We start from the raw sequence: 26,018 nt of genomic DNA on the forward strand, positions 1-26,018 counted from the left end.
TGTGTGTAAGCATTAACGACAACTAGTCGATGTGCAATTTTGTAAGAATTAAAAGAGGTATTTTATACCAAGTAAACCTTGAAATAATAGTTTAACCAAAAGAAAAATCAGATAGTACGAAAAAGTCTAAAGACGTTTTCTTTGTGCGATTTGCTAACGGGAAGTTTATTTTCGCCTATAAATAGCATATTGCCTTCAAAACCATCTACTAAATTGATGTTGACGACATAGCTTCTGTGAATTCTTAAAAAGCGATCGGGAGGGAGTTGAGCCTCAATTTTATTGAGTCCGACAGAATACATAAAACGGTCCGTTCTAGTGTATACGGTACAATAATTACTATCAGCTTCTAGAAAAAGAATTTCTTCAATAGGCACGCGTTCAAAATGTTGGCTCTTTTTTAAGAACAAACTGTCTTTAATCTGCAATACTTGATTTTCCGTAGGTAAGAAGGTTTTTTGCCCTAATATTTGCTTTTCGGGCATTTTGATGGCAAAGTTTTTCAGGGCCAGCTCTATGGCTATGCTAACCTGACGGTCATTAAATGGTTTGAGCAAATAGGCATATGGCCTTACACTTTTGGCCCTTTCTATAAGGTAACTATCGGCATGGGAAGTAAGAAAAAGAAATGGAATATTATAAGTATCGTTGATGATACGGGCTAATTCGATTCCGTCGCGGTCACCCTTTAAGATGATATCGATCAATACCATGTCGATATCTTGGTTTTTTGATAAGAAATCTAAGGCCTTGATGGCCGTATCGGCTATTCCGACAATGGTATAGTTGTTGTCACTGAGTCTATTGGCAATATCATTGGCCAAAAGAATCTCGTCTTCCACAATGAGTAATTTTACTTTTGACGCTTGATTTGTCATTGATTCAGTTATTTGAATTGATTTTTAAACCGGCTTCAATTTCATGGTCCATAGGGTTCCATTACGGTTGGTTCTTTCGATACTACCGTCTAATTGCTGTATTAAAGAGGTAATTAATTTAATGCCGAACGAATTGTTTTTTTCCCCTTCCTGTTTAGAAAAGCCGATGCCATTGTCGCTAATTTCTATTTTTAGATCAGTGTTTGTTTCATCGACCTTTACTTTTAAGTTTGGATTTTTAATTCCATCGTATGCATATTTTAGGGAGTTGATTACAATTTCATTGATAATCAATGCAAGGGGCACAGCCTTATCGACTGATATACTGATGTGTGCTATGTCAAAGTCGGGCTCGAAACCGATATTGTAACCATGGAAAAGACCTAAGACCAATTCTTCGATATACTCTTTTAGGTAAATTCTGGTCTCCACCCCTTCCTGGTACAGTTTGCTGTGTACCAAAGATAGGGCTTCAACCCTATTTTTACCTGCTATAATTGCCTCTTGTGCCGGATGCCCGGTGAGTTCGCGACTTTGAAGATTTAACAGACTTGCTATCATTTGCAAGTTATTCTTTACGCGATGGTTGAGTTCTTTAAGCAAAAGGGCTTTTTCACGCTCCCTATTGGCGATAATCAGTTTTTGGTCCGACAGGTCGATATTGGCTTTTTTGATTGTCTTATTGCCCTTGAAGAGTAGATAAGACAGGTAGATAAATAAGCAGATGCCCGCCACTAATGAAATTAATGTGTTTTTTTGATAGGAATTGATTCTATTCAGTGCGCTTATTTCCGTTTCGCGCTTATCGATCTCATAACTCGATTTTAGTTGTTCTATTTTTTTGATAGAAGCTTTGTTGACCAAGCTATCTTGATAGATTTGATATTTTTTTTGATAGTACAGCGCATCGGAGAATCTTCCTTGTATTTCGTAAAGTGAGGCCAGTTGGGCACTAAAATCCCTTATTTGTTCCTTTAATCCGGCAGTTGTTGCCATATCTAGTGCTTCCCGTAGTTTTTCTTCAGCTAAATCCCATTTTTTTTCTTTTTGGTATATTTCTCCCAAAGCTGCCAAGTATACTGAAGTGGAATAATCATCGCCCAAATTGCGCAATATGGAAATTGCTTCGGTCAACAGTTCTTTTGCAGTGGCAAATTCGCTTTGAACAGAATATACCATGCCTAGATTACCTGAAGAATACCCTTGAACAATATCGTTTTGCAGTTGTTCGTTACGCTTTAGGGTTTCCTTAAAGCAGGTAGCTGCACTGTCCATATAGCCCACTAGGCGATAGGCCTCTCCTAGATTGAGTGTCGTTAGAACTTGATTTAAGGTATTATCGGAATTTTGATAAATAAGTTTTGCCTTTTTTAAATAGGCAATGGCCGAGATATAATCGTTGTCGCTTATTGAATTGCTACCCAATTGGGCATAGGAAGCTGCTTGTCGTTCCGGTAACTGTAAAGATTCGTAAATGCGTAAGGCATTCAGGGAAGCTTGGAGCGAAACATCGTTGTTGCCAAGTCTGCGTTCGACATGGCCTATTTCTTCCCAGGCCCTTGCCTGTTGTACGGGCTTGTTCAATTCCGTAGCAATTTGCAATGCCCGTTTTGCCAAAAACAAACTGGTATCAATATTTTGATGATGATATGCCCTATCGATTAAAAGCATTAATCTTTCTTCTTTCGGTAGATTCCTTTGCCTTAGAACTTTGCCCAGACTGTCGGCGGTTTTGGCGCTCTGAGACCAGGAATTCATAAAAGCAAACAGAAAGACAAATGCGACGATCCTCTTCATGGGTCCAAGATTAATTGGCATTAAAACAAACTGTCCCTTGATTGAACCTACCTGCCCGAACTTATCTTGACCAAGGGGTCTAAATTAAAGTAGTATTTGCGTTTCGCCCCTTCACTGTTTTCAAATACCATAGAAAACATAATGCTATAAGAGATGTAATTTTTTTTAAGGGCTTCTTTGGTCTTTATCACGCACTTCTTTTTTTTGGGTGAAATATATAAAGTGCCATCTGGCGTATTTTGTACCCATTTCTTTTTATACTTAAAAATGTTGTTCCAATACTCTTGTAGGTTGCCATCATGTTTTACAAAATCTTTGCCCACATTTTTTGCTTTACAGCATACGAGTTCTGGGCTTTTTAAACCACCGGAAGAATCGTTGCCATCCGCTATCAAACTTATGGAAATGGTAGTTTCCTCTGTAATTTCAGGAAATTCATTTTTTTCAATATTCACAAAATTATCGATGGCAATAGGCCGGTAAGGGGTGCCCAAATCGAGGTAAGTATCGTTCATGGCTTCCTCTAGGCCCTTTAGCATTATCGGAAAATAGGTGATCGAAGGGTCTTTTTTGTTCGTTTTTAATTCAATTTCAATACGCATTTGGTCTGGTTATTATATGGTTGATAAATTGAAATAGGACACGGGGGAGGTCAAGAATGTCTAGAAAGTAAGATTTCCTATACACAAAAAACGTTTGAATATAAGTAAAGAATTTAAACTTTGCTTACATCATTGGGTAAATATTCTGAACTATATAAATTTCGTTGCCGATTTAGGAAGTGGAAGATGGTGCGTTTTATAGATTGAAAATACGCTAGAAAATCCTCAAATGACTTCGTCTTCGGTGAATAAAAAAGAACGGTTTTATCAATTGGGCAAGAGGTTTTAAAGGTTGATGTTCAAATATACCGAGACCCTATGCATTAGCTCCACCTTTCCATTATTTAAGTTTTGATCAATAGGTACCATACCTACAAGACCTAGCGAATAGTTTTGATATGCCGTTTCAAGACTCAATTTCCCGAGAAAAATAGAGCCTTTGGTATTGGCCACTTTCATATCAAATTCCCTATTGGCGGCATAATTCTCACCGGCAAGGCCAATAATGGGAGTAAAGGCCAAATCAGAAACATAGTACGTTTTAAATGTGTTGATTCCGTAATTGAATTGGTTGCCGAATTGATAATCTTTTGGATTTTTAGTTTTGATTGTATAATTGAACATGGTGCTGATGCCCCAATTACGGTGTGAAAATCCGTAGTTCATTGCTAAAATATAATCCCAACTTCCGTTTCCTAACTGAAAACTCGGATTGACACTACCGGTGTTATTGGCTTTGTCATATTTTCCTGTTGGCAGTTTTAAACCTCCCCCGAGTTGTAAGTAATGCTCGGGTTTGATAGATATTATACTGTCTGGGGTAGCCTTGATCAGGTTGTAGAACGCGAGCATACTAATATCTCCCAGGCCACTAATTTTTTGTTCCGTTTGGTCGGGGAACACTCTGTTGTGAAATTGATAGGGAGCTATTACATTGACAATGGCTCTTTTTGTTACGGGAAAATTTCCCCAGGCCTGTATGGTATTGAAATTCTCATTGATCCATGGAGAATTATTAAAAATACCATCTCTTGATCGATACGCTTGACCAATGTATCGAAGGCCCATGAAATTTTTATTAAGGGCCGTGCCGTATCCCATACTACCTCCACTACTTCCGCAACCACAGGTGTCACAAAAATCAAAGTCATCTTCTAAAAAGTGAAAATGGGCGAGACAATGGTTGGGTGAGTCGACATCAACGGAGATATCATTTCCATAGGTGAAAATGGCTGGGTTAAAAATCAGTAAAAGGTATAAAATTCTAATATTCTGCAAAACGTTCATCATTAATATAGGTTTCATCCGTTAGTGTGTTTAAAAAAGCGACCAAAGCGGTTTTTTCGTAATTTGTCAAGGCAATGCCCAATTGTCCATTTTTGTTTAAAAGAGGGTCAAGTGTAGGAGAATCGGAAACACCTTGTTCATAAAAATCGAGTACCGCCATTAAGCTGCCAAATCTCCCATCATGCATATAGGGTTCGGTAAGTGCAACGTTGCGAAGGCTCGGTACCTTAAACTTGTAGTTGTCCGATAGTGCTCCGCTCACTTCAGCACGGCCAATATCATTTATTTGAGGATTCGGTGTCAAGCCATTATTTCTAAATGTACCATCTGTAAAGAGGTCGCTGCTATGACAGGCTGCACATTTTTCTTGAAAAATCGCAAGTCCTTCTGCTTCTAAAGTGCTTAGTTTTCCACCAGGTTCTTGTCTTATATATTTATCATATTTTGAATTGGCAGAAACCATCATAATCATAAATTGGGAAAGAGCCTTCAAAAAATATTCGTTGTTAATCTCACCTTCCTCAAAAGCATTGGCAAAGAGTTCGGGGTATTCGGTATCTGCCTGCAGTTTGGCCAGCACATTGCTCACCGTTTCTCCCATCTCCACTTCGTTGGTTATGGGAATTATGGGAAAGAGGTCTAAATGTGCGGTGGCACCGTCCCAAGTAAATTCTTGCATAAAGGCGGCATTTTGAATGGCCGGTGTATTTCTGATTCCTTCCAAGTCATCTATTCCATGGCTAAATTGGTGGCCGTGGTGGGTAAAGGCAAATTTTTGCTCATGGCAGAACCCGCAAGAAATAAATCCATTGGCGGAAAGACGGCCATCATAAAAGAGCTTTTTTCCCAGCTCAAAACCCAATTGGGTCGGTGGGTTGGTGCTAAGGTCATATTTAGCTCGGGGAAAATTTGATGGAACATCAAACTCCAACAGGCTATTTGGTGCTACATATACTTCATCAGGAGAAGAACACGAAGCAAATAGCGTAAAAACAAACCCTAACAAGACACCAATTTTTTTCATATTTGAAATAGTTAATGGCAGCCGGTAACTATCTGAGCTGACCGACGGCCAAGTGCAACTAATGGTTAGTGTTGTTAATGACCATTCGCATTGTGAACATGGTCTACTGAGAACATTTCTGTTATGTTTACCGCTATTTGGGGTGATTTTTCAGCGTCTACCATAATTACCGCTTTTTCGGAAAGTTCAATTGAATTGGTTGCACCTACTAATATTTTTCCCGCGTCGATTTTTAAATGGATGTTAGGATTCATGCCGTCACTTACAAGAATATTTGATGGCAATTGAAGCGTTACTTCCTTGTAGTTGTCGAGGCTAGATCCGTGACTTCCCATATGAATTTTAAAATCGGTTGGGTCGGTAACGGTTTCCGAAGTAAAGTTGCCTTCAAAATTTAAAAACTTGTAGCCTGCTTGCCAAGACCACATCATATTGTTTTCCTCTGCCAAGGTTACAAAATCACCTTGCCCCTCTGCCCCTTGAAGGTATTTCTCTTGGTCAACACCTATACCAAAGACTACAGTGGTATATTCCCCGGCAGGAATTTCAGGAAGTTCCACGTCTTCAGTGTCTGTTTCTTGGCTGATGATGAAATAACTCTCATCTTTTGGAAAAACATATGTTTCACCGCTTTTGTTCAACAACCTGAAATTGCTGACGATATATGAAAATCGTGTAACCGTTAGGGTTTCTCCATTGGCGTTTGCTGCGTTTTCACTTCCCAAAACTAGGTCGTTGCCGGCAAAGCCATTGTCGAAGGTAATAGAAACTTCCCCTGACCCCGTTAATTCAGCACTATGGTCCGTGCCGTCATCATCACTGGAACAAGAAACTAGGAAAAAGCTGAGTAGGGCCATGATGGCCAAGTTGTAATATTTCATTGGTGTATTATTTAAAATTGTTGCTATGTAAAGACCACCCTATATGATTTTTGAATAGGGTTATAATTATTTTTTAAAATGGGATTTGTAAGGAATACTATTTTGAAATAGGGAAGGAATTTAGGGCGCTTTCTATACCAAAGTTTCAGTGAATATCAAGCGAATAAACCTTAAACTGTGTATTGCAGTATAACATAAACCTATTTATATTTCAGAATAGTGTAAAAGTCGAAAGCTACACGTAACAGTGTATGACCAAGAATTGGTGGCACGATTAAAGATGTAGCAAATCGAATTAAACCAATTCGGGTGGTTGCAGAATATCTGAAGTGAAGAGGTTTGAAACCAATTCTTGAATAGTAGTGAAATTGGTCTTTTTGATTTCTAAAAGGTTCAATCCTAAATTAATTTGAGGCAAGGATTGAAAGAAAGTTATATGCTGAATTTCTATTTTGGACTGTTTTTCGCCGAACGGATTTTTTTGATTCTGCTGCGACTCCTTTGCCAGCTGTTTGGCGAGATAACACTTACCATCACAGTTTAATTGCGGCTTATCTTTGTTTTCGCAAAGTACATTTTTGATATAGTCATAATTCATAACGTATTCTGCTACGGGCCAAAGCGGCTTGACCAACATTACAAACGCTACAAAAAGAATAACTAATTGTTTCACGCGGCAAAGATAAGATTTCCTGTTCTCCTTTGAAACAAAAGATAATCGAAAATCACAATATCCTCGACAAAGTGTAAGCGCTTTGCAGTGTGTTTCAATGTGCTAAAGTGGTTCACCGTTTAACTAAAAGCGGGTATACCTGTAATATCGGCGCCTGTAATCAATAGGTGAATGTCATGTGTGCCTTCGTAGGTAATCACGCTTTCGAGATTCATCATATGGCGCATGATGGAATAGTCGCCAGTTATGCCCATGGCCCCTAAAACTTGGCGTGCCTCTCGGGCTATTTTTAGTGCCATATCGACATTGTTGCGTTTCGCCATGGAAATCTGCTGGGTGGTTGCTTTGCCTTCGTTTTTTAACTGTCCTAAGCGAAATGCCAATAGTTGGGCTTTCGTAATTTCGGTTATCATCTCGGCCAGCTTTTTTTGTTGCAATTGAAATGCCGCAATGGGTTTTCCGAATTGCATTCTTTCTTTTGCATATCTGAGTGCTGTATCGTAACAATCCATGGCAGCACCGATAGCTCCCCAGGCAATTCCATATCGTGCAGAATCTAAACAACCCAGAGGTGCGCCCAGTCCGCTTTTCCCAGATAATAGGTTTTTTTTAGGTACTTTGACATTATCAAAAATAAGCTCCCCGGTGGCAGATGCCCGTAACGACCATTTGTTATGGGTTTCTGGCGTGGTAAAGCCTTCCATTCCACGTTCAATGATAAGGCCGTGTATACGACCTTCTTCGTTTTTTGCCCATATGACGGCGATATCGGCGAAAGGGGAGTTTGAAATCCACAGTTTGGCCCCGTTTAGAAGATAGTGGTCCCCTGCATCTTTGAACTTGGTTTCCATACCGCTGGGGTTCGATCCGTGATTGGGTTCGGTCAAACCAAAACAGCCCATAAGCTCCCCTGTCGCCAATTTTGGGAGGTATTTTTTACGTTGTTCTTCGGTACCATAAGTGTAAATAGGATACATTACAAGAGAAGATTGCACCGATGCGGTAGAGCGTACCCCACTATCACCTCGTTCGATTTCCTGCATGATAAGTCCGTAGCTTATTTGGTCTAAACCCGCTCCGCCATAGGCTTCTGGAATGTAGGGTCCGAAAGCACCGATTTCGGCCAGTCCACCTAAAATTTGCTTAGGAAACTCGGCCTTTTGGGCATACGATTCAATAATGGGGGAAATATCGCGCTTGACCCATTGTCTGGCCGCATTGCGGACTAATTTATGTTCTTCTGACAGCAGATCATCGAGATTATAGTAGTCGGGCGCTTCAAACAAATCGGGCTTCATAATGGAATGTTTTCACTCAAAGATAATTAAAGAAATATAACATTCTGCGCGTATAATGTAGTATTTTTTATTATTAAGTGTCTGTGGAATTCCGTAATTTTTGGAGAAAAACTATGATTAGATTCCTTATTGCCGGCATTTTGTTATCGTCCATTTCCTGCTCTCTGGATAGGGGGGTAGATTGTGTAACGGCGAGCGATAGATCCAATGGTTTTACATCAAAATCCTCTCCTGAATTTGTAAACCAAGAACTAATTCTTGAATATGTTGATGCTGATGGAACCAACCTATTTCAGAACGGCACTTATGACCCTGACGAAGTTACTTTGCAATATAACGGCCAAATTTTTAGAGATGTTGTGGACCAAACCAATGAAGAAACTAAGAATTCAATCCATTTAAATACCTATTCCGAAGGCCGCAATTTATTCCATGTCAGTCTTAGGCCGACCGATTCTAAAATCGATGTTGTGACCGTCTATGCAACTGTGGTTGATTTTAGCCCTTGTACAGGGCCGACGTTTGCTATTGATTCTGCTTTTGTTGATGCTAAAAAGCATTCCATAAACAACGTGTCGGACTGGCTTCTAAAGTTGACGATTACCAAACACTAAAAAGTTACATTTTTAAATAGAAATCTTTGGTCAAATCGATGTATTCCTGCGTGTATTCGTGGCGCCTTATTTCAATGGTAAGTGCCTTGATTTTAGGGTCGGTGTCATTGAAAGCGAACTCGAGTAAACTGCGCTTGGTTGCCGAGGTAGGGTTTCCTTTTACTCTCGTAATCCGTTGGGGAAAAAGGTTGCATTGTGCAGCAAGTTGAAGAAATGCTTCCTCTTGTCTATAGGGAATAATTGTGGCGAAAATTCCTTTTGGGGAAAGCAATCGCGAAACTCCATTTAAAAGTTCGTCGAAAGGTAGCGATTGGTTTTGACGCGCCTGATCTCGAGATTTATCCCCACTTGAAACATCCTCTACATAAAAGGGAGGATTGGAAACAATTAAGTCATAAGTGTCTTCCCACTCGTCAACAAATTCGTCTAATCCGGCATGATAACAGAACAAGCGATCTCCCCAAGGGGAAGATTCAAAATTTTCGGTACACTGCTCGAAGGCATTATCATCTAGTTCTATGGCATCGATGGTTTCCGAGGGGCTGCGTTGCGCGAGCATAAGGGCGATAAGACCGGTTCCTGTGCCAATATCCAAAATGCTTTGGGGGGCTTTTTCTAAAGAGGTCCATGCCCCCAACAGAACACCATCGGTGCCAACTTTCATGGCGCAGCGGTCTTGATCGAGGCTGAATTGTTTAAAGCGAAAAGTGTTTTTCATGAACTGAATCAAATAATCCTAAATTGAAAATTAGTCTAATTTTCCAGGCTCCCTATTTTCTGACCCGATAACGTCTGTTAGGGCATCACCTAATTGAGCGCGCATTCCGTCGGCAAGATTCTTAATTTTTTCAACGACCTCAGGATGCTGGGCAGCCACATTTTTTATCTCTGAAACATCTTGGGTGACGTCATATAATTCAATTTCGGTCATATCGACCATTCGATATTCCCCGGGCAGACCGTCCTTTCCGGGTTCTTGGCCATTCATGGTGCGATAGCGATGGGGAAAATATAACTTCCATTTTCCGTAACGAACCCCCATAAGTTCATTTACACGATAATAAAAGAAATAGGCTTCCTGTGGGCTTTTCGTGCTTTCCCCTGTTAACACTTTCCATACACTTACGCCATCGATGGTTTGGTTTGGAAGTTGAGCTCCGGTAACTTCTGCGATTGTGGGCAAAAGATCGATGGCCATTATCGGAGTGTCTAAAGTGCGATTTGGGGTGAGTTTATCAGGATATTTGATGACGAAAGGTTCGCGTTGTGCACCTTCCCAAGCAGTTCCTTTGCCCTCGCGGAAGGGTAGGGCGCTACCAGCATGGTTTCCGTAGGCCAACCATGGTCCATTGTCGGAGGTAAAGATAATCATGGTATTGTCTTCTAATCCATTTTTTTGCAGGGCCTCGATAATTTTTCCGACCGACCAATCGATTTCCATAATAACATCACCATAGAGCCCACGTTCCGATTTTCCCTTAAACTTGTCTGAAACGAAAAGGGGTACGTGTGGCTGAGGGTGCGGTACATATAGGAAGAAGGGGTTGTCTTTATTCCGGTTTATAAAATCGACGCTTTTTTCGGTGAGTCGGGTGGTGAGCTGTGACTGGTCTTCAAGCGTATCAATTACCGTTTCATTTTCGTATAAGGGAAGTGGCAGAAAATTGAAGACGGTTCCTTGCCACGGGTGGTGTGGCCACATATCATTGGAATAGGGGATGCCGAACCATTCATCGAAGCCATGTCGCGTCGGCAAGAACTTTTGGTCATCGCCCAAATGCCATTTCCCATAAATTGCAGTTTTATAGCCTTTGGCTTTTAACATTTCGGCCATAGTAGTCTCATTGGCATTGATGCCTACAGGGCTCCCAGGCCCCAAAGCGTTGTGTATTCCAATTCGATTGGGATAGCATCCTGTCATAATACCGGCTCTTGAGGCAGAGCATATCGGTTGGGCAGAATAATAACTAGTCAATTTTACACCGTCTTTTGCCATCTGATCTATGTTCGGGGTCAGAATGTTGGGAGAGCCGAAGACACCGATATCTTGGTAGCCTTGGTCATCGGTAAAAATAAGGACGATATTGGGCGGTAGGTCTACCTTTGAAGCTACATTTTCAGTTTTTGATTTACAGGAAATAAAACAGGTAAAGGCCAATAGGTAAAGAAGGGATCGGTACATTGTTTAACTTTTTTTATATGTTATGACAGCAAATGAATGCCATTTTGAAAAGGGAAGCCCCATCTTCGGTCAAAAGTAGCGAAAGTCGGGAGGAACCTACAATGATAAAACTAAAAAACTTTGGTCAAGCTCCCTTAAAATTCTTAAATTAATCCATTAATTTGATAGGTAAACTAAGAACACTAGGTATGAAGAACAACAAAATTACAAGACGAAAATTTATAGGGTCATCGACTACTTTGATGGCGGGTACCGCTTTAGTGGGGCCATCACTTTTTGGAGCGCCGTCTATATTGAAATCGTACAATAAACCGAACTCTTTGATCAATGGAGTTCAAATCGGTGTGATTACCTATTCGTTCAGAAGTATGCCCGATCAAAGTGCTGAGGCAACTTTAAAGTATGTACTTGATAGTGGTATCAGTGCCATAGAATTAATGGGCACCCCTGCCGAAACTTTTGCAGGGAGACCTGAAAATCCGATTGACCGAAGTACATTTTATGGATTGGTTCGAAAAAAGCGAGGCGGAAAATTGACGGAAGATGAGGGCAAAGAGCTTGCAGATCTAGAAACCCAAATGACAGCTTACAACAAAGAGGTTGCCTTATGGCGGAAGACGGTCTCCATGGATAAATTTATCAAGCTCAGAAAAATGTATAAAGATGCTGGAGTAAGTATATACGCTTTTAAGCCCGGGAACACCTTTGGGAAGAATAATTCAGATGCCGATATTGATTGGGGCATGAGAGCGGGTAAGGCTTTGGGGGCAAGCCATGTTACGGTTGAACACCCTAGCGACGATGCCTTGACCAAAAGATTGGGCGCAATGGCAAAAAAACATAAAATGTGTATCGGTTATCATGGTCACGAACAGCAGACCCCTACTTTTTGGGACACCGCCTTGGAGCAGTCAAAATACAATATGTTGAATCTAGACCTTGGGCATTTTGTGGCTGCCGGAAACTCAGCGCCTTTGGCCATTATCAAGACAAAGCACGATCGCATTAAAAGTATGCACTTAAAAGACCGGCAAACACCTGCCCGTGGAAAAGGAAACGTACTATGGGGAACGGGTGATACCCCTATCAAAGAAGCGCTTCAGCTGATAAGTGATAAAAAGTATAAATTTCCGGGAACCGTAGAATTGGAATATGACATTCCCGAAGGTTCGAATGCCGTGGCCGAAGTGCAAAAATGTTTGGAATATTGTCGAAAAGCATTGTCATAACGCTTTTTGATATCATCCTAGATAAAGGTCGACCAGACCGTCTGGTGTAGAGACAAAAATTGTTTTGGTAGCCCGATCTACTTTGGTTAGAATTTCATCGGTCACGGGAATCAATAGTTGCTTACCGTTTTTTTCTACTTCAAAAAGAGCTTGGGAAGTAGTATCATTAACTCCCGTAATCAAACCAATATCGCCGTGAATGGCATCATTTACGGTAAAGCCAATAATTTCATGGAAGTAAAATTTGTTGCCCTCCAATTTCGGAAGGGCGGTCAGGGGCAAATAAAGTTCGGCCCCCATAATTCGGTCTGCCGCATCTTCATCTTTCACTTCTTCGAAATCAATTCGCAAAAGTGCCGATTTGTGCAACCGACATTTATCAATAAAAAATGGAATCAGATTGTTTCGTATTGAAACAAAAACTGATTCCATGTTTTCGTATATTTCGGGTTCGTCAGCATCTAGCTTCACTAGAACTTCGCCCTTAAAACTATATTTTGAAACGATTTTTCCGAGGTAGAAACAATCTGACTTCTGCATCGTTTCAGAACTGTTTTATGCTTCTTTCGCAGCGTCTTTATCCTCTGATTTGGCTTCGGCAACAGCTTCTTCCTTAACGTCAGCTTCTGGAGCAGCTGCTTCAGTTTCCTGAACGGGTTCAGCTTCTGCTTCTTCTGGAGCCGCAGCTTCGGCAGCAGCTTGCGCACGTTTTTCATTCACGGCTTTTTCAGCTTTTAATGCTGCGGCTTTTGCATCCGATTTCTCTTTGTCCAATCCACCAATTTTATCGGCTATGGCCTGTCCTTTTTCCTCCAACCAAGCATTGAATTTTTCTTCAACTTGTTCTTCGGTCAAAGCGCCTTTGCGAACCCCACCTAATAAATGGTGCTTCAATAAAACGCCTTTATATGATAAAATAGCTCTTGCCGTGTCAGTCGGTTGTGCCCCGTTCTGTAGCCATTGAACGGAATTGTCAACATTAAGTTCTATGGTTGCCGGGTTGGTGTTTGGGTTATAGATGCCCAATTTCTCCAAAAATTTACCATCTCTTTTTGAGCGCGAATCTGCTGCTACTACCCAATAGAATGGTTTTCCCTTTTTTCCGTGTCTCTGTAATCTAATTTTAACTGGCATATCACATTAATTTGTGGGGTGCCCGACCCCTGTTATTAATTCTTTTGTCCTTTTTAAGGACGGCAAAGATACTGCATTTCTTGAAATGCACAATAGGTTTGTTAGAATTGTTGAATAAAAGGCAGTTAAGTGTTGTTTGTGGGGGCGAGCCAAGAAAGAAAAGGTTGATTTTATGGGTGTTGGCTGATTACTCGCGTTCCGCCAGCATGTCTTTGCCTTTTATTAATTTCGATTTGTGTGCCGCCACGAGCTCATTGATTTTGGTTAAAACTTCCGGGTGGTCTTCTGCAATATCAAATTGCTCGGAGGGGTCTTCGCTGAGGTTATACAAAATAGGGGGATTGTGTATTTCTTTTTTTCCGAACTGACCGTAAACGCCATTCGTAATGAAATGAGCCTTGAAGTCACCTAACCGCACGGCATATAGTTCATTTTGTCGATAATAGAGTATGCTTTCTCGCGGACTTGCCCCGTGTTCGAGGAGGGTTGGGCTAAGGTCGACACCATCGACTACACGATCATCGGGTACGGGTATCCCTGCCATGTTGCTGAAAGTCGTGAACAGATCCATAGTCGAGCCCAAGTCTGAGATTACGCCGGGCTTTATTTTTCCGGGACCCCAAAAAATACCGGGCTCACGCATACCGCCTTCCCACGTGCTTCCTTTGCCTGCGCGTAGAAGCCCTGCACTGCCTCCATGGGTCTTGAATGGGAGCCATGGTCCGTTATCGGAGGTAAAGACGACAATGGTGTTTTCCGCTAGCCCCTCATCTTTTAAGGCTGCAATGATTTTACCGACACCATTATCGATTTCTTCCAATACATCACCATACAGACCACGTTTGCTCTTTCCTAGAAAATCTTTGGATGCGAAAAGGGGAATATGAGGCAGGTTATGGGCGAGATAGACGAAGAAGGGTTTGTCTTTGTTTTCTTTTATGAAGGAGACGGCTTCATCAGAATACCTTCTGGTAATCGTATTTTGATTAGCTGGCCGCTCAATAACTTCTGTGTTTCTCAAGAGCGGCACATTGTAATCTTCCTTTATTATGGATTTTTGGCCTCCTTTAGCTAATTTTTTATAGTTGCCTTTACCTACGTGATCCATGTCGTTGGAATACGGGATACCGAAATAGTAATCAAAACCATTGTTTGTGGGTAAATATTGTTCTTTGTGTCCCAAGTGCCATTTTCCAATGCAGGCAGTACTGTAGCCTGCTTTTTTCAATTGTTCTGCCAAGGTGACTTCATTTGCGGGCAATCCGTTTTTGCTATTGGGGAACAAGACGCGCGATTTTGAACTGCTCATACCGTTGCGAATGGGTAATCTTCCTGTCAGTAGCGCTGCTCTACTTGGAGTGCAAACACTGGCACCGACGTAGAAATTGGTCCATTTTTGACCTTCATACGCCATTCGGTCCAAATGAGGCGTTCGAATGGTAGGGTGTCCATAGGTGCCAAGATCCCCATAGCCAAGGTCGTCAGCAAAAATGATTACGAAATTGGGAGTGCTTTTTGAATTTTTTTGACCATAAGAATGGGTATGGCTTCCTAATAAAAGAAGGAAAGCGAGCAAGTAAAGTCTTGGGAGGGATGTTCTTTTTGTCATTTTTAGTTTTTTTTCGATGCTCAATTTAAGTATTATATCGAGAATGGGGAAAAACATGTTCCGTTAATAACTCCTAAAAACTACCTTTTAAAAGCGCCGACTATTTAAGTACTTTTATAGGCTACAATTTTATACGGAAAAATACCATATATGTACCTGATCTTTGATACCGAGACTACTGGTCTGCCCAAAAACTGGAATGCTCCTATTACCGATACCGACAACTGGCCACGTTGTATTCAGATAGCTTGGCAGTTACATGATGAAATGGGAAGGTGTGTCGAACATCAAGATTATTTGGTGCGCCCAGATGGCTTTAATATACCGTATGATGCAGAGCAGATTCACGGTATATCTACTGAATTGGCGGAGCAGCAAGGTGTTTCGCTCTCAGAGGTTCTAGAGAAGTTTAATATAGCCATGTCGAAAACTAAATTTATCGTTGGGCAGAATGTTGGCTTTGATGTGAACATCATGGGGGCCGAGTTTCACCGCATGGGTGTCGAAAACCCGTTGCAAGAACTTCCTGTATTAGATACATGTACAGAGCATACGGCACAGTTGTGTCAAATTCCCGGAGGTCGAGGGGGGAAGTTCAAGCTTCCAACTTTGACGGAACTGCATGAATATTTGTTTGGTGAACCCTTTGGGGAAGCACATAATGCGACTGCCGATGTAGAGGCAACTACCCGGTGCTTCTTGGAATTGATTCGAAAGAAGCAATACACGGTTGAAGAGTTGGATGTACGACCCGATTATTTTAAGAACTTCTCGGAAGCCAATCCACAAGAAATCGAACTTATCGGTCTAAAGCATATCAATCTCAAGAAAGCATCCAAGAAAATTGCCGATGCGCTTTGGGAAAAAGATACAGGTGGCGTTTCCCATGAAGCGATAAAAGAAAATTTAGCAACGCTCGAATCGGTAAGTTTCGCCCATTTACATAACCATACCCAGTTTTCGATTCTTCAATCAACCATAAGTGTTGCCGATTTGATCGGTGCTACTGCAAAAGCGAAAATGCCCGCCGTAGCAATGACCGACCATGCGAATATGATGGGGGCCTTTCATTTTGTAAATGGCGTCATCAACCATAACAAAGGTGTTGAGGCGCGTAACAAGGAGAATCTAAAACGCTATGAGGCTACCCAAAGCGGAACCCTGGAAGAAGGGCAGGAGCCCTTAAACGAGTTGCCAGAGCCCGAATTGGAAATCACACCCATCATTGGTTGTGAGTTTCAAGTGTGTGAAGACCATACGAACAAATCGCAAAAGGATAACGGTTATCAGATAGTGATGCTCGCCAAAAGTAAAAAGGGGTATTTAAATCTGGCAAAAATGTCATCCATTGCGTTTGTTGACGGTAAATATTATGTGCCGCGTATCGATAAAAAAATCGTTGAACAATATAAAGAAGATGTCATCGTACTTACCGGTAACTTGTACGGTGAGGTACCTAGCAAGATATTGAACGTTGGTGAAAACCAAGCTGAAGAAGCATTGCTTTGGTGGAAAGAAACGTTTGGTGATGATTTATATATTGAAATCATGCGGCACGGCCAAGAAGACGAGGAACGTGTGAACCAGGTTTTGATACAGTTTGCCCAAAAACATAACGTAAAACTGGTCGCCACCAACAATACTTATTACGCCGAAAAGGAAAATGCGCATGCACACGATATTCTTTTGTGCGTTAAGGATGGGGAAAAACAGGCTACACCCATAGGTCGTGGTCGTGGTTATCGCTACGGGTTGCCTAATCAGGAGTACTACTTTAAATCTTCCGAAGAAATGAAGGAGCTATTTAAAGACATACCAGAGGCCATCATAAACATTCAGGAAATTGTTGATAAGGTAGAGACCTTCACTTTGGCGCGGGATGTACTATTACCGGCGTTCGATATTCCTGAGGAATTTCGGTTCGAGGAAGATAAATTGGATGGTGGCAAACGCGGGGAAAACAAATACCTGCGTCATATTACCTATGAAGGCGCAAAAATAAGATATGGGGAGATTACCCCGGAAATCGACGAGCGATTGGATTTTGAGCTCAAGGTAATCGAGAAAACAGGTTATCCCGGGTATTTCTTGATTGTTGAAGATTTTATTAGGGCTGCTCGAAAAATGGATGTTTCAGTGGGCCCGGGCCGTGGTTCAGCGGCTGGTTCGGCAGTTGCCTATTGTTTATGGATTACCAATTTAGACCCAATTCAATACGATCTGCTTTTTGAGCGTTTCTTGAATCCGGATCGTGTGAGTATGCCCGATATCGATATCGATTTTGATGATGAAGGTCGTGGCAGGGTGATGGACTATGTGATCGATAAGTACGGCTCCAATCAGGTGGCGCAGATTATTACCTATGGTACCATGGCGGCCAAATCATCTATTCGCGATACGGCACGGGCATTGGATTTGCCTTTGGGCGATGCCGACCGTATGGCGAAATTGATTCCGAATATGTCGAAGCTAAAAAAGATAATCGGGGTCGACGAAAAAACGCTGAAGAGCAAGTTCAATAGCGAAGAGCTTGAGAAAATAAACGAGCTTCTGAACATCTCGGAAGGTGAAGGCCTTGAATCGGAAACGCTAAACCAGGCCTATATTTTAGAGGGGTCTGTTCGTAATACGGGCATTCACGCCTGTGGGGTAATCATAACTCCAGATGATATTACCAAGTTCGTTCCGGTTGCACTTGCCAAAGATTCCGATATGTACTGCACCCAGTTTGATAACTCGGTGGTGGAAAGTGCCGGACTCTTGAAAATGGACTTCTTAGGGTTGAAAACATTGACCCTAATCAAGGATACGGTTAAAATCGTTAAGGCGAAACACGGTATTGAGTTGGATCCCGAGAATTTTCCGCTCGACGACGAAAAAACATACGAACTGTTTCAACGAGGTGAAACGGTCGGGGTGTTCCAATATGAATCTCCCGGTATGCAGAAACATATGCGGTCTTTGAAACCAACGGTTTTTGCCGACCTTATTGCTATGAATGCCCTGTATCGCCCGGGACCCATGGAATATATACCGAGTTTCGTCGCCCGTAAACACGGTACGGAAGAGATTGTCTATGACCTTGATGCCTGTGAGGAGTACCTAGCGGAGACTTATGGAATCACAGTGTATCAAGAGCAGGTGATGCTCCTCTCGCAAAAACTAGCGGACTTTACCAAAGGTGAGGCTGATGTTTTGCGTAAGGCCATGGGTAAAAAGCAGAAGCATGTACTTGATAAGATGAAGCCTAAGTTCATCGAGCAGGCTTCGGCAAAGGGACATGCGGTAGAAAAGTTGGAAAAAATCTGGAAAGATTGGGAGGCTTTTGCAGCTTATGCTTTTAACAAGTCACATTCTACTTGCTACGCATGGATTGCTTATCAAACCGCCTATTGTAAAGCGCACTACCCCGCAGAATATATGGCTGCGGTGCTTTCGAACAATATGAATGACATCAAGCAAGTTACCTTCTTTATGGAAGAGTGTAAGCGTATGGGGCTTGATGTTCTTGGGCCTGATGTCAACGAATCATATTACAAATTCGCTGTGAACGATGCCGGCGCCGTCCGATTTGGAATGGGCGCCATCAAAGGTGTGGGGCGTGGCGCCGTCGAAACCATTGTAGCGCATAGAAAAAAAGATGGTCCGTTTAAGTCTGTTTTCGATATGGCAAAGCGCATAGATCTACGGGCATCCAACAAAAAGGCATTTGAGAGTCTGGCGGTCGCTGGCGGCTTCGATTCTTTTGGAACAGCACATCGCGGTCAATATTTTCATGACGAAGGAGATGGTGTAACTTTTTTAGAAAAAGTAATTAAATATGGAGCAAAGTTTCAAGAGAATGAGAACTCTGCACAGGTAAGCCTTTTTGGTGATGCCAGTGAAGTGCAAATTCCTGAACCTGAAGTTCCTCCTTGTGAAGAATGGGGTACGATGGAAAAATTACGTCGGGAGAAGGAGGTTGTAGGTATTTACATTTCCGGTCATCCTCTCGATGATTTCCGAACAGAAATTAAAGCATTTTGTAATGCATCCCTTGCTGTTCTGAATAACTTGGAAAGCGTTGTGAATCGTGAACTTTCGTTTGCGGGGGTTATTACCGATGTACAGCACCGTACTTCGAAGAATGGAAAAGGTTGGGCCTTGTTTACCATGGAAGATTATTCCGACTCATACGAGTTCCGCATCTTTGGGGAAGAATACCTTAAGTTTCGTCATTTTCTTATGATCAATTCATTTGCCTATGTCAAAGTCTACGTGCGCGAAGGTTGGTTGAACAGGGAGACCGAGAAGAAAGGCGACCCAAGGTTGCAGTACAATAGTTTTATGCTGTTGCAAGAGGTTATGGAGACCTATGCGAAAAAGTTGACTATAAAGCTAAATATCGACGAGTTGGCGGAAAAGAATATTTATACTTTGAAAGATACACTGGTTTCACATAAGGGGAATCATACCTTGAATTTCGTGATTTACGAGATGGAAGAGGAAATAAAGGTGAATTTATCGAGTAGGAAGCAGAAAGTTCAGATTTCCAGTGAATTGTTGCATCAGCTCAGTGAGAATGATGTACATTACAAGTTGAATTGAACCTTTGAAATATTTTAATTAAAATAACTCTTGTTGTAGATGGTTTGATGACCAGCGGTGAATAGGCTTTCGGTACTGTATAAATTAAGGTGATAGTACAATAGAGAAAACGAATTTTACGTTCGTAAGGAAGTAGCGGAATATTTGACTAAATTTGCATAATCAATAAAAGTAATTAAGATGGCATTAGAAATAACAGATGCTACTTTCGATAAAGTAGTTTTACAAAGTGATAAACCCGTTGTAGTTGATTTTTGGGCAGCTTGGTGCGGACCTTGTAGAATGGTGGGTCCCATCATTGAAGAGGTAAGTAGCGAGTATGAAGGTAAAGCTGTAGTTGGCAAGGTAGATGTTGATGCGAATCAAGAATTTGCTGCTAAATACGGAGTTCGAAATATTCCTACGGTTTTAGTCTTTAAAGATGGTGAAATCGTAAATAGACAAGTTGGTGTATCTCCTAAAAAGGTATATACCGACGCTATCGATGCGGCTTTATAGAAGAAAAGTCCGATTTCAATACAAAGAATACAGAAAACTGTAGATAATATAAAAAATCCCGCTAAATGCGGGATTTTTTAATTTGTAGGTTTTGGTAAAGTGGATGTAAATGTGTGTTATAATGAAGCGATTTAGAGGCACTAATTAAATTCGTTACTTTACGCTGGCAACTTTCCTATCTTTGTTCGTATGAACCTTCAGTCTGAATTAAATAAAGCCCCCCTTTTTCAAAATCTCGAACTCTTGGCCAATCAAGTGGTCGAAGGGTTTATTAGCGGCATTCATAAAAGTCCGTTTCACGGATTTTCTGCTGAATTTGCTGAACATAAAATCTATAATGTTGGTGAAAGTACCAAGCACATTGACTGGAAGCTTTTCGCGAAGACCGATAAGCTTTATACCAAAAGATATGAAGAGGAGACGAACTTAAGGTGTCATATGATTTTGGATAATTCCGCTTCGATGTATTATCCGCAGATCAAGAATTTGTCGATCGACAATCTCAATAAGGTCGGCTTTAGTGTGTTGGCTATTGCTGCCTTGATGAATGTGCTAAAGAGGCAACGCGATGCCGTTGGGCTCAGTGTCTATTCCGATGGATATCACTATTATTCACCTGAAAAAGGTAGTGAGCGGCACCGACAGATGTTAATGGCGAAACTAAGTGAGATAAGTTTAGATGCTACACCGGCACAGCAGACCGAAACCTACACCTATTTGCACCAAATAGCGGAGAAAATAAAACGACGTAGCCTTATTTTTCTGTTTACCGATATGTTTCAGGCCAATATCGATGATGGAAAATTATTTGATGCGCTCCGTCATCTGAAATATAATAAGCACGAGGTTGTATTATTTCATGTGCTCGATAAGGATACAGAGTTGCATTTTAACTTTGACCATGCCCCCAAGCGTTTTTTTGACGTAGAAACTGGTGAGCATATCGATCTATATTCCGATGCGGTCAAAGATGCCTACGAAAATAGCATTGAAGATCAACTTGAGACCTTAAAATTAAAATGTGCACAGTATAAGATTAAATATGTAGATATTGATGTAAGAGCCCATTTTCATAGGGTATTGAACACGTTTATGGTCGAGCGTCAGAAATTTGTTTGATGCGAATTCAAAATTTTAAAAAAAAATGTTTGTGGAATTCAAATAGCAACGTATATTTGCACACGCTAAACGCCACGGTTCGGTAGTTCAGTTGGTTAGAATACCTGCCTGTCACGCAGGGGGTCGCGGGTTCGAGTCCCGTCCGGACCGCTAGGAGAAATCCAAAATAGATCAAAAGCCTTTAAATCAATGATTTAAGGGCTTTTTTATTTTTCAATGATACCAGATAAAACCACTTGAAACCTAATATAAGGTGCGCTATTCGGTGCCCCTTTTCAGCCTTTGAAAGATTCGCAAAAATGCACGCTAAAGACTGTTAATGAATTCTATAGGGGTTTTTTTGAAGGTTTTCTTTTTCTAACTTCAAGGAAATTACATAGAATTTCTGCTTGTGTCCGGAGCCATATTCATACTGTTCTATCCCAAGAAAAAACAATCCGATAAAGATGGTTTGGTTTGTTTGTACGCGCGTATAACCGTACACGGACAGCGAAGCGAGTTTAGCTTGGGCAGAAAGATAGACGCAAGGCGATGGTCTTCGGTCGGCGGGAAATTAAAGGGAACTACCAAGAAAGTGTCCGACTTTAATGCTTTTTTGGATCATGTCAGAAACCGTTGTTACAATATCCATAACGAGCTTATAAAAAGTGGGGAGCATATAAGCGCCCGCGCCATTGCCGACATTTATCTGGGAAAACGAAAAAGGCAGTGGATGCTATTGGAAATCTTTCAAAACCATAACGATGAAATGGCGAGCTTGGTGGGAAAGGAGTATTCATCTGGAACCCTACAGCGCTATAAAACGGCATTAAAGCATACCAAACACTTCATTTTCTATAAGTATAAAAGAAAGGATACGCCCGTCGAAAAGATAGACCATGAGTTTATAACAGGTTTGGAGTATTTCTTAAAAATGAATAGGAAATTAGGACATAATTCGGCGGTGAAATATATTGTAAATCTCAAAAAGATAATACGCATCGCTTATGCCAATCAGTGGATTTCAAGAGATCCGTTTTTTCATTGGAAAGCTAGTTGGAAAACAAGGGAACGAAAATATCTGACTGAAGATGAGCTACAGAAGCTTATGAGTACTGAATTTCAAAACAAGCGGTTGGAAAGGGTGAGGGACATTTTTATATTTTGTTGTTTCACAGGGCTTGCCTATGTAGATGTTAAAAACCTTGCAGAAGACGCCGTCCTTATTGATGTTAAAGGCCAAAAGTGGATTAAGACGCATAGAAGAAAAACAAAAACACTAAGTAGTATTCCTTTGCTTCCTATTGCGGAGAATATTCTGAAAAAATATCAACGGCATGCGGTCGTTGTCAAAGGGAGCGGAGTTTTACCGGTTTTAACCAATCAGAAATTGAATGCCTATTTAAAGGACGTAGCGGAAGCTTGTGGAATTAATAAGAACCTGACCACCCATTTGGCACGACATACTTTTGCTACGACTGTAACCCTTTCCAACGGCGTTCCTATTGAATCGGTAAGTAAGATGTTAGGTCATACCTCATTGAAGACCACTCAAATTTACGCCAAGGTAGTCGACCATAAACTCATTGAAGATATGGCCTTGGTGAAGTATCGCTTTACTTATACCGGTAACCAAAAACGGGCATCTACTGATAATTAAAAATTTGGAAGAGCAAGAGGGCAACACGCTGGCGCGGTGTTGCATTATACAAGTAATTTGTTTTGAGGGACTTATTGAAAATGTAAGCCCTGTAAAAAGCCCGTATTTGCGGCAAATGCGGCGGGAACACCAATAAAACTGCAAAAATTTGCGGCAATTGCTATTCTTGAAAAGTCTACCGGATTTTTGCTGATTTTAGTCAAATGGCTCCGGAAACCTCATAAACTGGAACGAATTTGCGTCAAATCCATTTTTTGCCTGGCAAGCAGATTAGTTTGGTAAGTTTGGGACGTGCAGCACGAAACTTCGTTTCGCTCGCTTACATATTGATTTCATATCGCGTACTCCGACCTCGTCCTGTAGGTTTAAAGATACCTTTCTCGACTAAATCCTGTAAATCCCTTGTTGCTGTGGCTTTTGATGCACTGGTTAAAGAAAGGTATTTTCTGGCGTTCATGCCTCCTTCAAAACCTTGGTGGCCTTCATCCAACCTCCAATTTTTCCGTTTCGTTTTTACGTAAGCCATACCACTTGGCAAACTATCAATTATAAACTGGTAGCGTTCACATAGGCATCAGGAACCTCGGAAGAGGGAACTATCTTCTATATAAATGGATTCAAAAGTTTCGTTAACTATGTCCTCACTGAAACGGTTATGTAAATTCTGGCACTTGAACCTGGCCATTTCTCCGAATTGCGCCTCTTTTCAAAAACAAAGAAATTTTACCACTGAACATGGTGATAATCAACCCTAATAGCGTAAGCGTTCTAGTCTAATTCGGGGCTAATTCTTTACAAACATCAGCTATTGAACAGAATAATTCTGTAACTTACTTCCTTTGATCGTAAACAGTGATTTTATCTCAAACATTTGTTTTAGAACACTGTTTAAGTGACCTGAGCTTTTTGCTTTCTCTAATATATATTCCCATTTTTTTATATTGAACCTATTTCTACTTAAAAAAATGGACTTGGAATTTATTCAATAATTTAAGAATAATATGATACCTCCGGAACTAATTGTCGCAGTGATTATTTTAGGAGCGGTTATACTTTTCAGCTTTGAGATATTTTCCATTGATGTCACCGCCTTGATTATTATGTGTGCATTGATGGTGACAGGCGTACTGACCGTGGAGGAGGCCGTTTCAGGATTTAGCAACCCCGCCACGTTGACCGTTTTGGCTATGTTGATCATCAGTGTCGGCATACAAAATACCGGACTTATTAATTATTTTGGTAAACAGAGTGATAGTACCGGTATCAATAATGAAATTGTTGTGATGGCCATGACTATGTTTTTGGCGGGTACGTTGTCCGCATTTCTGAACAACACAGCTGTAGTTGCGATCTTCCTTCCGATGACCCTGAAGATTGCGAAACAGAAAAAAATCAATGCCAATAAACTGCTTATGGCACTATCCTTTGGAGCCATGCTTGGGGGTTCATGTACGGTAATCGGGTCATCTACCAACTTACTTGTAAGTGCAATTTCCGAAGAGCATGGTTTGGGCGCGATTAAAATGTTCGAACTCGCTCCTGTAGGGGGCATCTTGTTCATCGCCGTGACTATTTTCCTGGTAATCGGTATAAGAAAAACTATTCCAGAGCGGAAATCTGAAAATGAAGACCTTACCGGTGTTTATCGACTCGATAACTACCTGGCAGAAATGAAACTACCGGAAAATTCTCCTTTTGTTGGAAAAACTATCGAGCAGACCCGGCTTTTACAGGACCACGACCTGGAAATACTGCAAATCATTCGTAAGGAGAAAATAATATACCTGCCCGAAAACATACAATTATTGGAAGCAGATGACTCACTGATTGTTAAGGCAAAAGCAAGAAAAATAGTAGCATTGGGCAAAATTCCCGGTATTGAGATTAGGACGGATCTAGCAATTAGTGATCAAGAATTAATCACCGAAGACGTTGTCTTGATGGAGGTGATCATTGGACCCGACTCCCAATTCATTAATAAAAGGATAAACGAAATTGATTTCCGAAAAAAGTATAGCGCAATTCCTTTGGCGGTTCGCGGAAAACAAGGGGTAGCGGTTGAACAACTTGACCAAATTGCCCTTTCGGAAGGATTTGCCCTTTTATTGGAAATAGAAAAAGATGCAATTTCCGAACTCCATGCGGGGGACGATTTTATAGTGCTTCACGAGCTGCAGCAGATTAAGTTGGAAAAACGAAAGGCTATCATCGCTACCGCCATAGTTATTGCTGTAATTCTTGCTGCGACCCTTAACCTTACCTCAATCCTGGTAAGCGCCTGGTTGGGTTGTGTAGCGATGTTCGTTACCCGGGTAATCAGGATTCAAAATGCTTACAGCAAAGTCAGTTGGAAAATTTTTTTCTTGTTGGCAGGGCTTATTCCTTTGGGTACGGCGATTGAAAAATCTGGTACCGGTCATCTTGTGGCCACTTTTATCACGGAACACTTGGCCATATACGGCCCGGTGGTGATTCTATCCTCCTTGTTCCTTCTTACCACCTTACTGTCGGGGTTTGTTACCAATAATGCTGTGGCCGTACTCTTGGCCCCCATAGCTATTACTATTGCACATCAATTGCAAATAGACTCGAAGCCATTTTTGCTGGCTGTCATCTTTGGGGCCAATACCAGCTTCCTGACCCCCATAGGCTATCAAACCAACACATTGATCTATGGGGCCGGCCAATTTAAATTCGTCGACTTTTTGAAAACGGGCGGGTTGATGACCTTATTGGTCTGGATATTGATAACGGTGTTGCTCCCACTTTTTTACTTTTAAAAACAAGATTTCGAGGACGTGTAAGAACTGCGTTTCGATACGGTTTAGTCAATACCAGCAAATGTATCGTTGTTTGATTTAGATTAATAAAATCTGTCAAATACTATGCATTACGGTCGTTGAACTCATAAACTTTAAATTGTACTGCTACTTATCCTCCATATAGGTAAAGTTTTGAAAATAGCAT

Annotated in this window: 21 protein-coding genes and 1 tRNA gene; 8 read left to right on the plus strand and 14 right to left on the minus strand. The window is 41.2% G+C overall.

What is annotated here, in order from left to right; translation table 11 throughout:
* Positions 1–107 precede the first annotated feature (107 nt).
* The 8 genes from AACZ88_RS21975 to AACZ88_RS22010 all read right to left on the minus strand — a co-directional run bounded on the left by AACZ88_RS21975 (position 108) and on the right by AACZ88_RS22010 (position 8,440).
* On the minus strand, positions 108–878 hold the full coding sequence (locus AACZ88_RS21975; protein ID WP_339715299.1) for a LytTR family transcriptional regulator DNA-binding domain-containing protein: 771 nt from the start codon (positions 876–878) through the stop codon (positions 108–110).
* Between the two features lie 24 nt (positions 879–902).
* Complete coding sequence (locus tag AACZ88_RS21980; protein WP_339715302.1) at positions 903–2,675, minus strand: tetratricopeptide repeat protein; 1,773 nt, start codon at positions 2,673–2,675, stop codon at positions 903–905.
* A gap of 47 nt (positions 2,676–2,722) precedes the next feature.
* Complete coding sequence (locus AACZ88_RS21985; RefSeq protein ID WP_339715305.1) at positions 2,723–3,277, minus strand: hypothetical protein; 555 nt, start codon at positions 3,275–3,277, stop codon at positions 2,723–2,725.
* 285 nt (positions 3,278–3,562) lie between these two features.
* Complete coding sequence (locus AACZ88_RS21990) at positions 3,563–4,582, minus strand: transporter (RefSeq protein ID WP_339715308.1); 1,020 nt, start codon at positions 4,580–4,582, stop codon at positions 3,563–3,565.
* Complete coding sequence (locus AACZ88_RS21995; RefSeq protein ID WP_339715311.1) at positions 4,542–5,588, minus strand: cytochrome c peroxidase; 1,047 nt, start codon at positions 5,586–5,588, stop codon at positions 4,542–4,544. The genes AACZ88_RS21990 and AACZ88_RS21995 overlap by 41 nt, the downstream gene beginning before the upstream one ends.
* Positions 5,589–5,662: 74 nt before the next feature.
* On the minus strand, positions 5,663–6,469 hold the full coding sequence (locus AACZ88_RS22000; RefSeq protein ID WP_339715313.1) for an MbnP family protein: 807 nt from the start codon (positions 6,467–6,469) through the stop codon (positions 5,663–5,665).
* Positions 6,470–6,764: 295 nt separating this feature from the next.
* Positions 6,765–7,142: a hypothetical protein gene (locus AACZ88_RS22005; RefSeq protein WP_339715316.1), complete on the minus strand. Its 378-nt coding sequence runs from the start codon at positions 7,140–7,142 to the stop codon at positions 6,765–6,767.
* Between the two features lie 119 nt (positions 7,143–7,261).
* Positions 7,262–8,440, minus strand: a complete 1,179-nt coding sequence (locus AACZ88_RS22010; protein WP_339715319.1) for an acyl-CoA dehydrogenase family protein — start codon at positions 8,438–8,440, stop codon at positions 7,262–7,264.
* 113 nt (positions 8,441–8,553) lie between these two features.
* On the opposite strand from AACZ88_RS22010, the gene AACZ88_RS22015 reads away from it, so the two are divergent.
* The gene (locus AACZ88_RS22015; protein ID WP_339715322.1) at positions 8,554–9,054 is read left to right on the plus strand and encodes a hypothetical protein; all 501 of its coding nucleotides are present in this window, start codon (positions 8,554–8,556) and stop codon (positions 9,052–9,054) included.
* Positions 9,055–9,058: 4 nt separating this feature from the next.
* On the opposite strand, the gene AACZ88_RS22020 is transcribed toward AACZ88_RS22015, so the two are convergent.
* Complete coding sequence (locus AACZ88_RS22020) at positions 9,059–9,772, minus strand: methyltransferase (protein WP_339715325.1); 714 nt, start codon at positions 9,770–9,772, stop codon at positions 9,059–9,061.
* A 30-nt stretch (positions 9,773–9,802) separates the two neighbouring features.
* Entirely contained in the window at positions 9,803–11,236 is a 1,434-nt protein-coding gene (locus AACZ88_RS22025; protein WP_339715328.1) for a sulfatase, read from the minus strand.
* A 188-nt stretch (positions 11,237–11,424) separates the two neighbouring features.
* Here AACZ88_RS22025 and AACZ88_RS22030 point away from each other — a divergent pair, with 188 nt between their 5' ends.
* A complete protein-coding gene (locus AACZ88_RS22030; RefSeq protein WP_339715331.1) occupies positions 11,425–12,465 on the plus strand; it encodes a sugar phosphate isomerase/epimerase in 1,041 nt (346 codons plus the stop codon).
* A 12-nt stretch (positions 12,466–12,477) separates the two neighbouring features.
* Here AACZ88_RS22030 and rimM read toward each other — a convergent pair whose 3' ends face one another.
* The 3 genes from rimM to AACZ88_RS22045 form a co-directional block, all read right to left on the minus strand.
* On the minus strand, positions 12,478–13,005 hold the full coding sequence (gene rimM, locus AACZ88_RS22035; protein WP_339715334.1) for a ribosome maturation factor RimM: 528 nt from the start codon (positions 13,003–13,005) through the stop codon (positions 12,478–12,480).
* Positions 13,006–13,020: 15 nt separating this feature from the next.
* Positions 13,021–13,599, minus strand: coding sequence for a 30S ribosomal protein S16 (locus AACZ88_RS22040; protein ID WP_339715337.1), 579 nt, complete (start codon positions 13,597–13,599; stop codon positions 13,021–13,023).
* Between the two features lie 187 nt (positions 13,600–13,786).
* Positions 13,787–15,208: a sulfatase gene (locus AACZ88_RS22045; protein WP_339715340.1), complete on the minus strand. Its 1,422-nt coding sequence runs from the start codon at positions 15,206–15,208 to the stop codon at positions 13,787–13,789.
* Positions 15,209–15,358: 150 nt separating this feature from the next.
* On the opposite strand from AACZ88_RS22045, the gene dnaE reads away from it, so the two are divergent.
* From dnaE to AACZ88_RS22070, 5 genes are all read left to right on the plus strand, one after another.
* The gene (gene dnaE, locus AACZ88_RS22050; protein ID WP_339715343.1) at positions 15,359–19,795 is read left to right on the plus strand and encodes a DNA polymerase III subunit alpha; all 4,437 of its coding nucleotides are present in this window, start codon (positions 15,359–15,361) and stop codon (positions 19,793–19,795) included.
* Between the two features lie 180 nt (positions 19,796–19,975).
* Entirely contained in the window at positions 19,976–20,293 is a 318-nt protein-coding gene (gene trxA / locus AACZ88_RS22055) for a thioredoxin (protein ID WP_339715346.1), read from the plus strand.
* A gap of 189 nt (positions 20,294–20,482) precedes the next feature.
* Positions 20,483–21,412, plus strand: coding sequence for a DUF58 domain-containing protein (locus tag AACZ88_RS22060; RefSeq protein ID WP_339715349.1), 930 nt, complete (start codon positions 20,483–20,485; stop codon positions 21,410–21,412).
* A gap of 76 nt (positions 21,413–21,488) precedes the next feature.
* Positions 21,489–21,562, plus strand: a tRNA-Asp gene (locus AACZ88_RS22065).
* 241 nt (positions 21,563–21,803) lie between these two features.
* Positions 21,804–23,051: a site-specific integrase gene (locus tag AACZ88_RS22070; RefSeq protein ID WP_339715352.1), complete on the plus strand. Its 1,248-nt coding sequence runs from the start codon at positions 21,804–21,806 to the stop codon at positions 23,049–23,051.
* A gap of 319 nt (positions 23,052–23,370) precedes the next feature.
* Here the strand turns inward: AACZ88_RS22070 and AACZ88_RS22075 are convergent, their stop codons facing one another.
* A complete protein-coding gene (locus AACZ88_RS22075) occupies positions 23,371–23,577 on the minus strand; it encodes a hypothetical protein (protein WP_339715355.1) in 207 nt (68 codons plus the stop codon).
* Positions 23,578–24,052: 475 nt separating this feature from the next.
* On the opposite strand from AACZ88_RS22075, the gene AACZ88_RS22080 reads away from it, so the two are divergent.
* On the plus strand, positions 24,053–25,831 hold the full coding sequence (locus tag AACZ88_RS22080; protein ID WP_339715358.1) for an SLC13 family permease: 1,779 nt from the start codon (positions 24,053–24,055) through the stop codon (positions 25,829–25,831).
* Positions 25,832–26,018 lie beyond the last annotated feature (187 nt).

This window comes from uncultured Kriegella sp. (assembly GCF_963975415.1).
Taxonomy (GTDB): Bacteria; Bacteroidota; Bacteroidia; order Flavobacteriales; family Flavobacteriaceae; genus Kriegella.

What these genes read in the sequence shown, in the direction of transcription:
- AACZ88_RS21975 (WP_339715299.1), bottom strand. Translation starts at nt 878, where the DNA reads ATGACAAATCAAGCGTCAAAAGTAAAATTACTCATTGTGGAAGACGAG.
- AACZ88_RS21980 (WP_339715302.1), bottom strand. Translation starts at nt 2,675, where the DNA reads ATGAAGAGGATCGTCGCATTTGTCTTTCTGTTTGCTTTTATGAATTCC.
- AACZ88_RS21985 (WP_339715305.1), bottom strand. Translation starts at nt 3,277, where the DNA reads ATGCGTATTGAAATTGAATTAAAAACGAACAAAAAAGACCCTTCGATC.
- AACZ88_RS21990 (WP_339715308.1), bottom strand. Translation starts at nt 4,582, where the DNA reads ATGAAACCTATATTAATGATGAACGTTTTGCAGAATATTAGAATTTTA.
- AACZ88_RS21995 (WP_339715311.1), bottom strand. Translation starts at nt 5,588, where the DNA reads ATGAAAAAAATTGGTGTCTTGTTAGGGTTTGTTTTTACGCTATTTGCT.
- AACZ88_RS22000 (WP_339715313.1), bottom strand. Translation starts at nt 6,469, where the DNA reads ATGAAATATTACAACTTGGCCATCATGGCCCTACTCAGCTTTTTCCTA.
- AACZ88_RS22010 (WP_339715319.1), bottom strand. Translation starts at nt 8,440, where the DNA reads ATGAAGCCCGATTTGTTTGAAGCGCCCGACTACTATAATCTCGATGAT.
- AACZ88_RS22015 (WP_339715322.1), top strand. Translation starts at nt 8,554, where the DNA reads ATGATTAGATTCCTTATTGCCGGCATTTTGTTATCGTCCATTTCCTGC.
- AACZ88_RS22020 (WP_339715325.1), bottom strand. Translation starts at nt 9,772, where the DNA reads ATGAAAAACACTTTTCGCTTTAAACAATTCAGCCTCGATCAAGACCGC.
- AACZ88_RS22025 (WP_339715328.1), bottom strand. Translation starts at nt 11,236, where the DNA reads ATGTACCGATCCCTTCTTTACCTATTGGCCTTTACCTGTTTTATTTCC.
- AACZ88_RS22030 (WP_339715331.1), top strand. Translation starts at nt 11,425, where the DNA reads ATGAAGAACAACAAAATTACAAGACGAAAATTTATAGGGTCATCGACT.
- rimM (WP_339715334.1), bottom strand. Translation starts at nt 13,005, where the DNA reads ATGCAGAAGTCAGATTGTTTCTACCTCGGAAAAATCGTTTCAAAATAT.
- AACZ88_RS22040 (WP_339715337.1), bottom strand. Translation starts at nt 13,599, where the DNA reads ATGCCAGTTAAAATTAGATTACAGAGACACGGAAAAAAGGGAAAACCA.
- AACZ88_RS22045 (WP_339715340.1), bottom strand. Translation starts at nt 15,208, where the DNA reads ATGACAAAAAGAACATCCCTCCCAAGACTTTACTTGCTCGCTTTCCTT.
- dnaE (WP_339715343.1), top strand. Translation starts at nt 15,359, where the DNA reads ATGTACCTGATCTTTGATACCGAGACTACTGGTCTGCCCAAAAACTGG.
- trxA (WP_339715346.1), top strand. Translation starts at nt 19,976, where the DNA reads ATGGCATTAGAAATAACAGATGCTACTTTCGATAAAGTAGTTTTACAA.
- AACZ88_RS22060 (WP_339715349.1), top strand. Translation starts at nt 20,483, where the DNA reads ATGAACCTTCAGTCTGAATTAAATAAAGCCCCCCTTTTTCAAAATCTC.
- AACZ88_RS22075 (WP_339715355.1), bottom strand. Translation starts at nt 23,577, where the DNA reads ATGGCTTACGTAAAAACGAAACGGAAAAATTGGAGGTTGGATGAAGGC.
- AACZ88_RS22080 (WP_339715358.1), top strand. Translation starts at nt 24,053, where the DNA reads ATGATACCTCCGGAACTAATTGTCGCAGTGATTATTTTAGGAGCGGTT.